Raw genomic sequence first — 15091 nt, 5'->3', positions numbered from 1 at the left:
TGCGATTGGCCTCGCTCAAAATCAGTTCTGAGCCGCCTTCACCCACCCCTGCCAGTCGCTCTGGTGCTCCTCGATCCAACCGTCGACAGCCTGATCGAGATTCTTGCCCTGCTTGTCGACGGCGTAGATCATCTTCTGCTGGTCGTCGGCATGGATCTGAAGTGATTTCATCAGCTCATATCCGGCTGGCCATTTTTCGTGGAATCCGGCCCACACAACCTTGATGACCGGCGGCGCTACGATGCATTCGGCCAGATTCTTCTCGTCACAAGGCGGCATTTTGAGCCATTCCACCGGCACTTCGGCTAGCACCCAATGGGGGGCCCAGAAACGCATCAACAACGGCTTGTGAGCCGCCACGGCCGCCTGCAACTCAGCCACGAGCGCACCCTCGGACCCAGCTGGCACCGGCGTGAATGGAATCTCTGCGTTCTTCAGTTCTGGACCGCTCGCCGATCCCCAATCTGCCGGGTAATCCAGTAGGCGCCCATTCGGGAACGTTTCCGGCGTTGCCAGCGCCTGCACACAGGCTGGATCCTTCAACGCAGTCCAATCGGGCAACTGCGGACAAACTGTTTTGGTGTCGGCGGTATAGAGCCACCCGTCCTTTGTCTCGAGACCGAGTTCGCCTATTTCCTCGAGCTTTCCTTCAGCCTTGGCCTTGGGGTAGACATCACCCAGGTTGCTCGGCCAAACCTCTGGCGACACGGACAGGCTGCCGCTTGCGATACCGGTGAACTGAGGCAGCGTCCCGGCAGTGATATATTCCACCTTGTACCCCAGCTTTTCCAGCAACTTGCCGGTGATATGGGCGGACAGGTTCTGGCCGGTCCATTCGTTGATAGCGATCTTAACCGAGGTATTCGTGTCGCCCACCGGCTTCGCCATCGCCGGCGGAACGATCGCGAGACCGGCAAGTGGCACGGTCCAAAGTGCAATTTTTCGACCTATCATGATTTCGTTCTCCCATTGTCTTTCGTTCTTGTTGTCGAACTCCCGTTCCCGGACTGTTCAGGCACCGAGATGGCGTGTCGGAGCGCTGACAGGTGCAAAGATCCCGGCAAGCATTCCCCCATCGACAGGCAGTTCAGCCCCTGTCACGAGCCGCGCTGCGTCGGACACCAAGAACAGAATCGCCTCCGCGATGTCCAAGGGGACCGGCAGCTTGCGCATCGGCACCACCCCACTCAACCCGGCCACTGCCGCTTCGCGGCCACCGACTACCTGGGCGAAGCTCGCAAGCATTTCCGAGTCGACATAGGTTGGATGAACCGAGTTACAACGAATGGGCAGCGCGTTCGCAGCGCAATAAATGGCGACGCCCTTGGTCAGCATCCTGACCGCGCCCTTGCTGGCAGCATAGGCAACCGCGTCATCCGCAGCGATGTTTCCGTAGATCGAGGAGATGTTGACGATGGAACCGGAATTGCCCTTTTCCTTCATCGCTGCAACCGCGGCACGGCAGCCGAGGAAGGTTCCGGTGGCGTTGATGTCAAACGTGCGCTGCCATTCTGCCAGCGAGTAGGTGATAAAATCACCATCGCTCCAAATCCCCGCGGAGTTGACCAGAACATCGAGCCTGCCGGCACGCTGAACGATTGCTTCGACAGCGCTCGACCAAAAATCCTCCTTCGTCACATCGAGCGGAACATAGGAGGCAGACGCTCCTATGTCGGCAGCCGCCGCCTCCCCACCGCCGCGATCGATATCGCCGAGGAATACCGTGGCGCCCTCTTGGGCAAACAGCCTCGCCGTTTCTCGGCCGATGCCAGAGGCCGCGCCGGTGATGAGGGTGACTTTCTCGGCTAGCCGCGCGACCATGATGTCGTTCCTTCGAGTTGAGCTCCCTCAAAGCGTATTCAGCCATCCAGATCCCAACAATGGTGCCAACGGTCACCATTCGCGGCGTCGCCGAGCCGCGTGCCGATCGCCATTCAGCCCAATCGTCGGCCGGGATCCGTCCGCGACAAATGCTCGTCCCAACGGATGTGGGGAATGCGGTGGGTCAGGTAATCGCTCACCTGTGCCAAGGCCTCTAGTGCTGAAATTTTTGCCGGTCGCAACCCAAGCCTCAGCCAAAGGCCATCGATGATCGTTGTTAAGCCGAGCGCGACGGCCTCGCATTGATCGACTGGCACAAGCTCGGACAGGGTGCTCATTAAATTCGAATGCATCCGGGCGTGAACGACACGCTGGATTCGCGCCAGTTGCGGCTCACGCGGAACTTCCGCGCAGAGCGCTAGCCAGGCGTGACAGATTCCCGGCGTGAAGAACGCGGTGCTGAAATTGCCCGCGATGATGGCCCACAGTCGTTCTTCCGGGGTCCGTGCCAGTCGCATCTGCCGGATGACTTCATCGCGCAGCAGCGAATTCGAATGGCGCATCGTGTGCTCGAAGAGCTCCTGCTTGGTTTTGAAATAGTGATGAACAATGCCTTTTGAGGCTCCCGCCTTCTGGGCAACCTTCTCGATTGTTGCGCCGGCCATCCCCTCGCTTTGGAGGACTTCAAATGCCGCATGCCGCAGTTCGCGGCGTCGAATGTCACTGATTTTTGTCAGGCTCATAGGCCTACATTGACATATTTGGCCAAAAGGATCAAGAATTGGCCCGTTGACCAATTTTTGGACCAGAAGGCCAAGGGAGGAGAGATGAACATTCATTCTCCAGTGAGCAGGCTTGCTCCAGATAACAGCCAGATTCGGTTTGAAATTCCGAACAGTATGGCAAAGCTCGGTTTCTGCACGGCAATCGGACGCGCCAGTGCGGCTATCGGCGACGAAGATTTTTACGATCGGATGCTCGACGTGATGACCTCCTTGGTGGAGGCCGATCAGCATTCCTTGGTCAGGTATTCGAATTCTGGAGCGCCGGACCTGATTATCCCGCGCGAAATTCGCAGCGAAGTTGCAGCACCTTACGGATCCGGTCTCTATGCGCTCGATCCATTTCATGACTACTGGCGAACCGTCGGGTTGCCGGCCGTGTGTTCCTTGCGCCGGCTGGCCCCGGCGGAGATGTGGAAGAGCCGTTACGCCCTGGAGTTCCTGCGCGCAGCCAGCATCAGCGACGAGATTGCCGTGTTTCTGCCACCAATTGGCGGCGCTAGTCCGACGCTCATTGTCGACCGTGCTGTTGGTGAGTTCACCGCGGCGGAACTGGCAATGATAGACAACGCTTTTCCATTGCTGGCCGGGCTGCATGATGCCCATTTGAAGGCCATCATCAGCCATGGCCTGGCGGCGGACGCGACCGAGAAACCATTGCGGCTTCTCGACCGGCGCGGCGACGAACTTGCCGCAAACGGCGCGTGGCGCAGATTGATCGCCGCCCCCAATGGAGGGTTGGTGGAGGCGTTAGTCGAGTTAGCCAACTCCGGCAGAAGGCAAGCATTGCTTCCCGATGGTCGGCTTGTCGTCAGATCGGCCCTGGGTGCCGATTTCGGGGCAGCCCCAGGCGGCCAATGCGACCAGGTCGAAGTTTCGGCGATGCGTGCACCGCGTGCCGATCGCAGTGCCTGGCTCTCCACCCTTACCCATCGCGAGCGGCAAATTGTCGAACTCACTCTCGAAGGCCACCCCATCGCCAGCATAGCGGATCGTCTGGGGGTAAAGCGCGGAACGATCAAGAACCATCGTCTGCGCCTATATCAGAAGCTCGATATCACAACCGAACGCGAACTCTTTCTCACTTATGTGCAGCATTTGCGAGCGACCGGCACCTGACAGTGCTGGTCACTCCGCTGCGGAGCGAAATTCCGCGTCAGATACCCTTGGGACAGGCAGTCGGGTGCGGCCAAATCCGAGGGAACGGGCGCGCTTTCGGCCCCGTTTGAGTTCACTCTCCAGTTCCGAAAAATAGATGTCCTGGTCGAGCTGCATGGTGTGTCGGGCCGACGCGTAGTAGCGGCTCATGTGCTTCTTCTCATCGGCGACAATTGTACGCTTCTGCTCCTCCACCGTGGGCAGTGCATAGTCACCCGCAAGGTATGCGGCGATCCACTTTGCCTGGCGATCCGCGAGCGCGAAGAGGGTGATGCTTGGTTGGGCCAGGGCAATGAAGAAGAGGTTCGGAATCCCGGGTTTGAGGACGCGCTTGAACAGAGGCAATCGATTGGCTGGCGCCGAGATGAAGGATGGATCGAAGAACGGAAAGCTGACCTTGTAACCCGTGGCCCAGACGATGATATCGATCTTTTCACGGCGCCCGTCCTCGAAGACGACCCTATCCCCGTCGAGTTCCCTGATGCCGGGACGAATTTCGATATCGCCGGAAGCGACCAGCGTCGGAAACGTATCCGAGACCGAGACGTGCGCTTCGAACACGCGGTGGTCCGGCTTGGGCAGCCCGAAGTCTTCCATGTGACCGACCGCAAAGTGGAAAATCCGACGACCGACCCATCGCTGCAGCGACAGCGGCAACCAGGAATACAGCTTGCCTTTGTCAGCAGGCTTGCCAAGCAGGAAGCGCGGGAAAATGTGGGCACCGCGACGGGTGCTTACGAACAGCTTCTTCGTGATATGGCGTGGGCACAGTTCATTGGCGATATCCATCGCGGAATTGCCCATCCCAACCACCAGGACGCTTTTGCCCCTGAAATCGACGGGGGTGAAGGGGTCGCGGTAGCCGTGGGAGTGAATCTGTACCCCATCAAAGGTGCCTGGGTAAGCGGGCTCGGGCAGACGGGAATCCCAATGATGTCCGTTGCACACGAACAGCGCGTCATACTGGCGCGTCTGACCGTCGCCTAACCGGACTTGCCAGATGCCGTCCGCGTCACGTTCGGCCTTCGCGACTTCCGTGTTGAGTTTGACTTTACCGGACAGGCCAAAATGATCCATGTAAGCCTTCAGATAGGACAGTACCTGCGTGTGATGCAGATAGTGCGGCGTATCTGCAGGCATTGGAAAATCGGCCAGTTGCAGTTGCAGCTTCGAAGTGTCTATGTGCAGGGACCTATAGGCCGCCGACTTCCCGTTGGGATTCTCGAATGCCCACTGACCGCCAACGCGATCGCTCATCTCGAACCAATCGAAGGGGATGCCGCGTTGGATAAGAGCCTTGGCGGTGACGATCCCACTGCAACCTGCTCCGATAATGCAGCATTTGGGAAGAATATCTGGCTTCATGGCAATGGCTCCCGCAAGAAAATCGTGATCGTGACAGGACCCTAATTCAGGCCCTGAGAGGCCAACAATGGTGCCGACGGTCACCATCGGCGCCATAGGGCAGCCATAGCGATGAAAGGAATAGTGACCGTCGGCACCATTGTTGCGGTAACGACTGGTGAAATAGCCTCCGCTGCAGACAAAATCGTTTTGCCGGAGCCATCAAATGACACTCGACAACCCGTCGCAGGGAAAGTCCTCTTCGCAGTTCCAGATGCCCCTCCTGCTTGCTGGACGACGCGCCGTCGTCACGGGCGCCGCGCGCGGAATTGGCAAGGCAATCGCGGATGCGTTCGACCAGGCCGGGGCAACCGTTTTGCGGCTTGATATCAATTCGTCAGATCAGGTTCACGGTTGTGACATTGCGGATGAGGAATCCGTCAAAAGCGTCTTGGCGAAGATTGCCGGCGACGGGCCGATTGATGACATCGTTCACGCCGCCGCCATCGGAGCCGTCGCTCCTCTAGCCGACATGCCCGTAGCCGACTTCCGGCGCGTGCTGGACGTGAACGTCACGGGAGCCTTTCTTGTGGCGCGGGAAGGATCCCAGCATCTGCGTCGGGGTGGCAATCTCGTCCTTATCGCGTCTCAGTATGGTCTGAAAGGCTGGCCTCTTTGGGGCGCCTACTGCGCGTCCAAGGCGGGCGTCTTAAGGCTTGCCGATACACTTGTGGGTGAGCTCGCACCGCGCGGGATACGCGTGAATACAATCTCACCGGGCAGCGTCGATACGGAGATGGTTGCGACAACAACGGCGAGCATAGCGCGTCAATCCGGCACCGACCCGGCGAAAATTCGCGCCGGCTATGAGGCGGCCATTCCGATGGCCCGCTTCGCGCAACCCCAGGAAATCGCCTACGTCGCTGTGGCGCTCTGTTCGGGTCTCTGCTCCTACGTCAATGGGTCAAATATCGTGGTGGACGGCGGTGAGCTCTCACGCTGACTGGCAATCTGCCGCGCGTGGAATTTCCAGCCTGGACGCCCGAAAACGCACCAAGCTCGCCGGTCCGTTGACAGTCGTTTGAGGCTGACGCCGACGATCAGAATACGCCTACAGGTATCGGTTGCGCCTTGTTTGGAAGGCCGATCGTTCATTGCGAAGGAGACGGAAGAATGGTCCAGCGAGTGATGATCACTGCGGGGGGTTCAGGCATCGGTTGGGCTATCGCAAAGACGTTCGCCGACAGCGGCGCCAAGGTTCATATTTGTGACGTCGATGAGCGCGCGTTGCAAACTGTCGCCCAGACTTACCCCAATATTGCGGCAAGAAAAGTAGACCTGTCTGATGAGAAAGCGATCGACGATTGGTTCGACGATGCCCTTGGCGATCTCGGAGGCCTGGATGTCCTCATAAACAACGCCGGCACCAAGGGGCCGACCGGCAATGTCGAGGAGCTGAAACTTCAAGACTGGCGAGAATGCGTCGGCATCTGTCTTGACGCACAATTCTTGTGTGCCCGACGCGCCGCGCCTGTCATGAAGACTCAGGGTTGCGGTAGCATCATCAACATATCTTCGACCGCCGGCCTCTACGGCTATGGCCTTCGAACGCCATATGCCGCAGCCAAATGGGCGGTAATCGGATTCACCAAATCACTCGCTGTGGAACTTGGGCCCTGCGGTGTACGCGCCAATGCAATTTGCCCAGGTTCGGTCGACGGCGCGCGCATGCAACAGGTTATCGAGGCTGAGGCCGAGAGCCGCGTGGTCGCTGTCGATGTCGTGGAAAGGGAGTATGTCCAATCCCAATCGATCAAGCGCTTTGTCCAGCCCGAGGAAATCGCCGACATGTGCCTTTTCCTGGCATCACCGGCGTCAAAAATGGTGACGGGTCAGGCGATAGCTGTCGACGGTCACACGGAGACATTCCACATCGGCAGCTGAGAAGCGGGTCGGCAGGTATCAGATCTTTGTAAGGATCATTTGATGAGAGGCGCGTGAGGCGCACGCCAGCGCAATCAGTCGCTGAGGACTAGAGCATGCCAGGGGACAACACAGAATGGACGATCTCGGCACCGACGCGCGACCGCCTGGGTGAGAGCATCTTGTGGCATCCGGTAGAGCAAGCCCTCTACTGGATCGATTTCTATGGACCGACCGTTCATCGACAAAGGCGAGGCAGTGGCGTTGTCGATAGCTGGAAGATCGATCTCGGCGAGACAATCGGGTCGCTCGTCCTGACAGACAAGGGTCTGCTTCTCGCCCTCGATCACGGGCTTCACCTATTCGATACCCAAACGGGAAAAGCACGCGCGTTCGCAGATCCGAAGAATGGGCAAGCGAACCTTGTCTACAATGACGGCAAGGTCGATCGGGCCGGCCGCTATTGGATCGGGACGTACGACGTGTCCGAGCGGGACCCTAATGCTGTATTTTTCAGAATGGGTCCTAGCACCAGTTGGGAAGTAGCGGACAAGGGTTTTGTCATATGTAATGGCCCTGCATTTTCTCCGGACAACCGCAGGCTCTACTTCAGTGACACAGTCGGACACCGCATCCTCCGTTATGAACTTGATGATAGCGGATCGATATCGGGCCGTCGGGTATTTTTCGCATTTGCGAACAATGATGGAATGCCTGACGGCCTTGCGGTTGATAGCGCGGGCAATGTGTGGTGCGCACTCTATGGCGGTAGCAAGGTTGTTTGCATCGACCCTAAGGGGACCCTCCGGCGGTCGCTCTATTTGCCGGCCACTTTCGTAACAAGCCTGTGTTTCGCGGGACCAGATCTCAAGACCCTGTGCGTCACTACGGGTTGGGACAGCCGCACAACGGAGGCGACGAAGGCAAACGATGTCGGTGGCGCAGTCTTCAGGCGGCCTGTTGACATCGCTGGATTGCCTGAACCTGTTCTATCCCTCTAGGCCATGGCCTTTACGGATGGGTTCAGCGGACCGGCTGCTTCCGGGAGACACGAAGTGCAGATCCAATGACTTGAACGAGGCGCAAAGCTGCCATTCGCCAGAACTTTGGCGGACCGCTTCGTAAGCCATTGATAGATAACGATTATATTAGTTGCGGAGTGTGTCGTATAAACGCTTCGAAGTTCTCAAACGAGAAGGGGGTTCGAGTCCACACCGTGGGCCATTCTCAAAAAATACAGTGATAACAATACTTATATGGGTCTTTTGGTGGGCCCGGAGGGACTCGAACCCCCAACCAAGCGGTTATGAGCCGCCGGCTCTAACCATTGAGCTACAGGCCCCACGCGGGCTGGATTAATGTTTTTTGCATCGCGGCACAAGGCTTTACCGGCGGGCTTTCGCAGATCGCCCAAATCAACCCATAATCGCGCTCTACGCGACCCCTGCGACCTGATCGCAGACCAAGGAGATTTTTATGACCAGACATCTTTTGCCCCTCGCGCTCGCCGCTGCAATCGCTTTTCCGGCGATGGCTGGAGCCACCGATCTGCCGACGCCGCCCCGCATCATCGTGTCCGGCGAAGGCGAAGCAACCGTGGCGCCCGATCTGGCGATCCTGACGCTCAGCGTCATGCGCGAAGCCAAGACGGCGCGCGCCGCACTCGACGCAAACAATGACGCTATGGCCGCCGTGATCGCCGCGATGAAGGCCGCCGGCATCAAGGATCGCGACCTGCAGACAGCGGGCATCCAGATTAACCCCCGCTACAACTACACCAACAAGCCGGACGGCGGCCAGGACGCCGAACTCGTCGCCTACCAGGTGACCAACACGCTCTCGGTGCGGGTGCGAGACGTCGACAAGACAGGCGAGATCCTCGACAAGGCGGTGTCGCTCGGCGTCAACCAGGGCGGCGGCATTGCCTTCACCAACGACAATCCGGAGGCCACCGTCACCGAGGCGCGCAAGAAGGCGGTCGCCGACGCCGAGGCCAAGGCCAAGACGCTGGCCCAGGCGGCGGGTGTCAGTCTCGGCCGGGTGCTTGAGATCACGGATCAGAACATCAGGCCGGCGCCGATGCCGATCAACGCCAAGGCGTTCGACGCGGCGGCCGGCGCGGCTCCGGTGCAGGCCGGCGAGAATTCCTACAATGTCCAGGTCACCGTTACCTTCGAACTGAAGTAACCGGCTGAGTCGATGGCCGGTCCTGCCGGCCATCGGTCACCCCTTGGCACGCATGAAAAACCCCGCGGGATCGCTCCCGCGGGGTTTTTTCGAGCCGCACCCGTCCGATAGACAGGGGCCCTGCTACTCCAGGCTGATCTTCGCAGACCATGCCCCCAGACCGACCATCGCAGATGGCGTGTCCAGACCGACCATCGCAGATGGCGTGTCCAGACCGATCATCGCAGATGGCGTGTCCAGACCGATCATCTAGAGGATCTCCCGGCCAATCCTCGCAGAGGATTATGCCGCTGCTAATCCTCGCAGAGGATCATGCCGCTACCAATCTGCGGAAGATCATGTCTTCAGCGATAGATGACCGGGCAACCGCGTTCGTTGGCGAACACGACGACGATGCGGTCGCCGTACTGACGGCCCATCACCTTGACCACACGGCGGTTGACATCGACGATGCGGGCACGGTGCAGCCCCATGCGCTCGGCCTTGTCGAGGGCGCGGTCCGGCGAGCAGCCGCGGCGCCAATCGTCGCGGCGCCAATCGTCGCGGCGCTCGTCCCGGCGGTGGCGATAGCCGTCATCATCGCCGGTATAGACGCCGAAGCGCGGGTCGTTGTTGTTGCCGAAACCGAGATAGAGGCTGTCGGCGTGGGCGGGGATGGCCGCCAGAGTGCCGAGGCCGACCAGAGCCGAAAGCGCTGCCGTCTTTATGGTGGTATACATGGTTCTCTCTCCTTGTCGCGGGCTCGCGCCCGTCCTCGTGAAACCGATGGCGGGAGAATGCACTGGCCTGTCTGAACTATTTACGAACTCGCTGTTCATCCGCGGTTCATGTGATGCGGCGGGCAAAGCGCCGGCCCCTCTGCGCGCGTCAGGGTTCGTCGTCGAGCATGTAGTCAAAATAGTCTTCCGGTTCGGCAAGGTCGGTCTCGCTCGCCTTGACCCGGCCGCGCATCGAGATGCCGGCCTCATGCACGGTTTCGGCACTGCCCGAGACCAACCGGTGCCACCAGTAAAGGTCGTGGCCCTCGGCCACCAGCCGGTAGGCGCAGGTGCTGGGTAGCCAACTGATGGTGCGTACATTCTGCGGCGTCAGGCCGACGCAATCGGGAACACGCGCCAGCCGGTTGGCATAGTCGGCACAGCGGCAGCTTTCGGCGTCGAACAGCCGGCAGCCGACGCTGGTCCAGTAGATTTCGCCGGTGTCCTCGTCCTCGAGCTTCGACAGGCAGCACTTGCCGCAGCCGTCGCAGAGCGATTCCCACTCGGTGGGGCTCATCGCTTCCAACGTCTTGGTTTTCCAGAACGGCGTTTCCATTTCCGGCATGTGGCCCCAGCCGCTGCCAAGGTCAAGCGCGACAACAGCCGGAATAGGGCGGAACCCGGCCGAATGACATGAAGTTGCCTTCAAAAGGCCGGCCAATAGCCCTGTACGCCCCCTAACCATAGGCAACCGGAACCAATTTCGTCAAAAGCGGTTTCGGCAAGGATGGGACCCCACAAGGAGAATTTCGATGAAACGCCAACCACGGATTCTGGCAGGCACAGCCCTTGGCCTGTTGATGGCATCCGCGCCGTTAGGCGCGTCCCCGCTTCAAGGGACAGCCGCGTTCGGCCCCATGCAAAGCGGGGGGGCACCGCTGATCATCCTGGCGCAGGACACGCCCACTGACCAGGGGCAGAGCGACGAGGAACAACTCCGCAAGAAGAAACGCGAGCAGAAACAGCAGACGGAATCCGCCCCGGCCGCCCAGCAGCCCGCCCCCGCGGCCGAGGAACAGCAGCCACGCAAGAAGAAGCGCGACCAGCAGCAGCAGGCCGAGCAGGCTCCCGCCGGCGAGGCGGCCCCCGCCACAGACGAGCAGCAGCCGCGCAGGAAGAAGCGCGACCAGCAGCAGCAGCAGCAGGCCGAGCAGGCTCCTGCTGGCGAGGCAGCGCCCGCCACAGACGAGCAGCAGCCGCGCAGGAAGAAGCGCGACCAGCAGCAGCAGCAGCAGACCGAGCAGGCTCCCGCCGGCCAGGCAGCGCCCGCCACTGACGAGCAGCAGCCGCGCAGGAAGAAGCGCGACCAGCAGCAGCAGCAGCAGCAGCAGCAGACCGAGCAGGCTCCCGCCGGCCAGGCTGCACCCGCCACCGACGAGCAGCAGCCGCGCAGGAAGAAGCGCGACCAGCAGCAGCAGACCGAGCAGGCTCCCGCCGGCGAGGCGGCCCCTGCCAACGACAACCAGCCGACCAAGCCCGGCAGGAAACCCAAGCAGGATCAGCAGAAAGAGGCACCGGCCGCCGTGCCGGAGACCGCCCCGACGCCGAAGCAGGCTCCTGCCGGCGAAGCGGCGCCGAAGGTTGAACCGGCCCCCGCCGGCGAGCAGCCTCCCGCCCAAGGCGAACAGTCCCAGGACAAGACGAAGAAGCACGGCAGGAAACCGGCTGGCGAACAGCCTACGACCGGCGAGCAGCCTGCGAACGGCGAACAGCCGCAGACGGGCAAACAGCCCGCCACCGGCGAACAGCCGGCGACCGGAGAGCAGCCCGCTACCGGTCGACAAGCCGCGCCTGTCCAGGGCGAAAACCCGGTTCAGGGCGAAGCACCCGCCGACAAGAACGCCGCCCCTATCCTCGACAGCCAGAAGGATGCCAGGCGCAAGGGTCGCGTCGAGAATGGCCAGGGTGGCCGGACGCCCGCCAACCAGCCCGCCAACCAGAATGGGGAAGAGCAGAATGGTGGGCAGCAGAATGGTGGCCAAAATGCCCAGCAGGGCGGTGAGCAGGGCCGCAAGCCGGTAGTGGCCCCGGTGGATCAGGGCCCGCCTCCAACCGACGATAGGGCCGCCCAGGAGGCGATCAGGCCCGAAAAGATCGTGCCGGTCACTCAGGAGCAGGGCAAGCGCCTCGAGCGCGCGCCTGACGAGGACATTCGTGAGCGCCGCCGGCCCAAGGGCGTTGACGTGCTCAAGGAGATCGGTGACCGGGTCATCGTCCAGTTCAACAACCAGACGTTCGTCCAGAGCAATGACCGCCCGCGCCTGACCCGCGGCGCCAAGGATGTCTACTACGAGGACCTGCCGCAGGGCCGCACACGCGAGACGGTCGAGCGCGACAATGGCTTCCGGATCGTTACCATCCGCAACCGCTACGGCGACATCCTGCAGCGGTCGCGCATCGCCCCCGACGGTCGCGAATATGTGCTGAGCTATGTCGACGAGCGCAGCTACCAGGACGAAGAGGACTGGCGCGATCCCGGCGATGACCTGCCGCCTATGCGGCTGACCATCCCGCGCCGGGATTATATTCTCGATTCCGAGGATGTCGAAAGCGACGACGACTACTATACCTTCCTCGAACAGCCGCCGGTGGAGAAGGTGCAGCGCCTCTATTCGATCAACGAGGTCAAACGTTCGGCCCGCGTGCGTGACATTGCCCGGCGCATCGACCTCGATACGTTGAACTTCGAATTCGGCTCCTCTTCGATCTCCGACACCGAGGTGCAGAAGCTCCAGGGTGTCGCCGACGCCATGGAGAAGCTGTTGAAGAAGAACCCGGCGGAGACCTTCCTGATCGAAGGCCATACCGACGCCGTCGGAACGCCGGAGGCGAACCTTGCCTTGTCTGATCGCCGTGCCGAAGCGGTTGCGGAAGCGCTGACCAATGCCTTCGGCATCCCGGCCGAGAACCTGACGACACAGGGCTATGGCGAGGAGTATCTGAAGGTCGACACCTCGGCGCCCAACCGCGAGAACCGGCGTGTCGCCATCCGCCGCATCACCCCTCTGGTGGCGCCGGTGGCGAGCAACAATTGACCGGCCTTTCCAGCGGCTTGCAGTAATTTCTGGAATCAGGCCGGCAACAAGGTCCCATCCCGGTCAACCGGGATGGGCTGGAACCATGGGCAGCAGGAACCGGGTCAACAAGAATTGTACAGCCATTAGATCCAACTCATTGAATCACTGGGCTTCCCACCCCAGATTCTTCTCTGGGCGTTCCCTGCCCCGTCCCGACTCCAGCGGGACGCAATGAGCCCCGCCGGCCCTCACCGGCGGGGTTTCTTGTTTCAGATACATCTTGCAAATGGTGGCCTGGTGGCCGGAATACGCTCTCAATGCCGACCAGAGAACAACCGGAACTGTCCATGAAGCGGAGCCGGCAGGCGGATAAGGGCAGCGCCAGTGGCGGGTAACGCTCCCTAATAGATGCTTTTGACGTTCGTATCGGAATTGGCAAACACCTCGTCGGGAACAAAAAAATCTCCCGCCAACGGCCCGGTCGCGCCTGGCGCATAGACCGAGAAATCGCTGACGCCCTCGGCGCGCAGCACCTCCTCGTCGATGTAGAAATTGCCCGTCGCCTCGCGCGACGGCCGCATGAAGATCGCATGCGCGGCATCGGCCATGATGTCTGGCGACCGGCTCATCGCCGCCACCGTCGCCCCACCCAGCAGATTGCGCACCGCCGCAGTGTCGATGGTCGAGATCGGCCACAGCGAATTGACGGCGATGCCGTCCTTGGCGAATTCCGCGCTCATGCCCAGCGTGCACATCGACATGCCGAACTTGGCCATGGTGTAGGCGACGTGGTTCTTGAACCATTTGGCCTTCATGTCGAGCGGCGGCGCCAGATTCAGGATGTGAGGGTTTTTAGCCAACTTCAGGTGCGGGATGCACATTTTGGAGACGAGGAAGGTGCCGCGCGTGTTGATCTGATGCATCAGGTCGTAGCGCTTCATGTCGGTTTCCAGCGTGCCGGTAAGCTGGATGGCGCTGGCATTGTTGACGCAGATATCGATGCCGCCGAATTTCTCAACGGTCCTGGCGACCGCCTCGGCGACCTGCCCTTCCTCGCGGATGTCGCACAGCATCGGCAGCGCCTTGCCGCCCGCCTGCTCGATCTCTTGCGCCGCGCTGTAGATCGTGCCCGGCAGCTTGGGATGCGGCTCTGCGGTCTTGGCCGCGATCGTCACATTGGCGCCGTCACGCGCGGCGCGCAGCGCGATCGCCAGCCCGATGCCGCGCGACCCGCCGGAGATGAACAGCGTCTTTCCCTTGAGCGACATTTTTCCTCCGCGTCCTCATACTTCTTTGTACGATCCTTGCCCGCGCAGCAGGGGGATACAAGAGCTTGTGACGGCAAGCCATGGTGACGCTGCGGAGGCTGGCTGGCCGAGTGCCTGAAACATGTTGGATTGCCCCGGAGTCTGGTGTATATTCTATACAGATAGGTAGAATACAGAATGGCACTCTCGATCAAGAACATGGAAGTCGAGCAATTGGCGCGTGAACTCGCCCGCCGCCGCCGCGTGTCCGTGACAGAGGCGATCCGTCAAAGCCTTGAGCGCGAGGTTGCGCGCGAACGGTTGGTGCCTCGTGATGAAGCAAGCGACCTATTTCAACGGTTGATGGCAATTTCCGATAGCGCCGGAAAAATCCCCAAGCGCGAAAATGCGATGACTGACGACGAAATCCTCGGTTACGACGAATTCGGAATCCCGACGAAATGATCATCGATTCCTCGGCCTTGGTCGCCATTTTGCGTGTCGAGCCGGGCTTCGAACGTTTCGTGCTCGCGATCACGCAAGCCAAGAGACGGTTGCTGGCAGCGCCAACCTTTCTTGAAACCACCATGGTGCTCGCGGGCGGCCGGCAGGATGAAATCCTGGATCGCCTCGACCGCTTCCTGCGCACCGCCTCGATCGAGACAACCGACTTCACCGCCGACCATGCAGCTGTCGCCCGGCAAGCCTTTCTGCGTTACGGCAAGGGCCGGCACCCGGCGGCGCTGAACTTCGGCGACTGCATCGCCTACGCCACGGCCCGGCTCGAAGCCATGCCGCTGCTCTTCAAAGGTGATGATTTCCGCCTGACCGACATCGAAGCGGCGGTCTGATCG

Annotated in this window: 16 protein-coding genes and 1 tRNA gene; 8 read left to right on the top strand and 9 right to left on the bottom strand. The window is 60.8% G+C overall.

The genetic code is table 11. The features are described 5' to 3' along the window. Positions 1-21: 21 nt before the first annotated feature. From FJ960_RS24240 to betI, 3 genes are all read right to left on the bottom strand, one after another. The gene (locus tag FJ960_RS24240; RefSeq protein WP_246672925.1) at positions 22-954 is read right to left on the bottom strand and encodes an ABC transporter substrate-binding protein; all 933 of its coding nucleotides are present in this window, start codon (positions 952-954) and stop codon (positions 22-24) included. A 57-nt stretch (positions 955-1011) separates the two neighbouring features. Next, on the bottom strand, positions 1012-1821 hold the full coding sequence (locus FJ960_RS24235; protein ID WP_140717286.1) for an SDR family oxidoreductase: 810 nt from the start codon (positions 1819-1821) through the stop codon (positions 1012-1014). A gap of 113 nt (positions 1822-1934) precedes the next feature. Continuing rightward, the gene (gene betI, locus FJ960_RS24230; RefSeq protein WP_140717284.1) at positions 1935-2564 is read right to left on the bottom strand and encodes a transcriptional regulator BetI; all 630 of its coding nucleotides are present in this window, start codon (positions 2562-2564) and stop codon (positions 1935-1937) included. 84 nt (positions 2565-2648) lie between these two features. Between betI and FJ960_RS24225 the strand changes: the two genes are divergently transcribed. After that, entirely contained in the window at positions 2649-3722 is a 1074-nt protein-coding gene (locus FJ960_RS24225) for a helix-turn-helix transcriptional regulator (RefSeq protein WP_246672924.1), read from the top strand. Positions 3723-3731: 9 nt separating this feature from the next. On the opposite strand, the gene FJ960_RS24220 is transcribed toward FJ960_RS24225, so the two are convergent. Further along, positions 3732-5222 carry an NAD(P)-binding domain-containing protein gene (locus tag FJ960_RS24220; RefSeq protein WP_246672923.1) on the bottom strand — a complete coding sequence of 497 codons (1491 nt, stop codon included), beginning with the start codon at positions 5220-5222 and terminating at the stop codon, positions 3732-3734. A gap of 109 nt (positions 5223-5331) precedes the next feature. Between FJ960_RS24220 and FJ960_RS24215 the strand changes: the two genes are divergently transcribed. The 3 genes from FJ960_RS24215 to FJ960_RS24205 all read left to right on the top strand — a co-directional run bounded on the left by FJ960_RS24215 (position 5332) and on the right by FJ960_RS24205 (position 8029). Beyond that, positions 5332-6108 carry an SDR family NAD(P)-dependent oxidoreductase gene (locus FJ960_RS24215; protein WP_140717282.1) on the top strand — a complete coding sequence of 259 codons (777 nt, stop codon included), beginning with the start codon at positions 5332-5334 and terminating at the stop codon, positions 6106-6108. Positions 6109-6278: 170 nt separating this feature from the next. Beyond that, positions 6279-7049, top strand: a complete 771-nt coding sequence (locus tag FJ960_RS24210; RefSeq protein WP_246672922.1) for an SDR family oxidoreductase — start codon at positions 6279-6281, stop codon at positions 7047-7049. A gap of 95 nt (positions 7050-7144) precedes the next feature. After that, positions 7145-8029, top strand: coding sequence for an SMP-30/gluconolactonase/LRE family protein (locus tag FJ960_RS24205; protein ID WP_140717280.1), 885 nt, complete (start codon positions 7145-7147; stop codon positions 8027-8029). 265 nt (positions 8030-8294) lie between these two features. Here FJ960_RS24205 and FJ960_RS24200 read toward each other — a convergent pair. Then, a tRNA-Ile gene (locus FJ960_RS24200) sits at positions 8295-8370 on the bottom strand. 134 nt (positions 8371-8504) lie between these two features. Between FJ960_RS24200 and FJ960_RS24195 the strand changes: the two genes are divergently transcribed. Beyond that, on the top strand, positions 8505-9215 hold the full coding sequence (locus FJ960_RS24195; protein ID WP_140717278.1) for an SIMPL domain-containing protein: 711 nt from the start codon (positions 8505-8507) through the stop codon (positions 9213-9215). A 123-nt stretch (positions 9216-9338) separates the two neighbouring features. On the opposite strand, the gene FJ960_RS30200 is transcribed toward FJ960_RS24195, so the two are convergent. The 3 genes from FJ960_RS30200 to FJ960_RS24185 all read right to left on the bottom strand — a co-directional run bounded on the left by FJ960_RS30200 (position 9339) and on the right by FJ960_RS24185 (position 10529). Continuing rightward, the gene (locus tag FJ960_RS30200; protein ID WP_281406152.1) at positions 9339-9464 is read right to left on the bottom strand and encodes a hypothetical protein; all 126 of its coding nucleotides are present in this window, start codon (positions 9462-9464) and stop codon (positions 9339-9341) included. Between the two features lie 95 nt (positions 9465-9559). Next, positions 9560-9934, bottom strand: a complete 375-nt coding sequence (locus tag FJ960_RS24190) for a hypothetical protein (RefSeq protein ID WP_140505183.1) — start codon at positions 9932-9934, stop codon at positions 9560-9562. A 148-nt stretch (positions 9935-10082) separates the two neighbouring features. Then, on the bottom strand, positions 10083-10529 hold the full coding sequence (locus FJ960_RS24185) for a YcgN family cysteine cluster protein (RefSeq protein ID WP_027146015.1): 447 nt from the start codon (positions 10527-10529) through the stop codon (positions 10083-10085). Between the two features lie 196 nt (positions 10530-10725). Between FJ960_RS24185 and FJ960_RS24180 the strand changes: the two genes are divergently transcribed. Next, a complete protein-coding gene (locus tag FJ960_RS24180) occupies positions 10726-13008 on the top strand; it encodes an OmpA family protein (RefSeq protein ID WP_140717276.1) in 2283 nt (760 codons plus the stop codon). A 383-nt stretch (positions 13009-13391) separates the two neighbouring features. Here the strand turns inward: FJ960_RS24180 and FJ960_RS24175 are convergent, their stop codons facing one another. Then, positions 13392-14258 (bottom strand): NAD(P)-dependent oxidoreductase, encoded by an 867-nt coding sequence (locus tag FJ960_RS24175; protein ID WP_140505179.1) that lies wholly within the window; start codon positions 14256-14258, stop codon positions 13392-13394. A 177-nt stretch (positions 14259-14435) separates the two neighbouring features. Between FJ960_RS24175 and FJ960_RS24170 the strand changes: the two genes are divergently transcribed. Continuing rightward, complete coding sequence (locus FJ960_RS24170) at positions 14436-14702, top strand: type II toxin-antitoxin system VapB family antitoxin (protein WP_140505177.1); 267 nt, start codon at positions 14436-14438, stop codon at positions 14700-14702. Between the two features lie 29 nt (positions 14703-14731). Further along, on the top strand, positions 14732-15088 hold the full coding sequence (locus tag FJ960_RS24165; protein WP_246672921.1) for a type II toxin-antitoxin system VapC family toxin: 357 nt from the start codon (positions 14732-14734) through the stop codon (positions 15086-15088). Positions 15089-15091: the final 3 nt, after the last annotated feature.

This window comes from Mesorhizobium sp. B2-3-11, from assembly GCF_006442215.1.
GTDB classification, from domain to species: Bacteria; Pseudomonadota; Alphaproteobacteria; order Rhizobiales; family Rhizobiaceae; genus Mesorhizobium; species Mesorhizobium salmacidum.
This window is presented reverse-complemented; position numbering and strand designations above follow the sequence as displayed.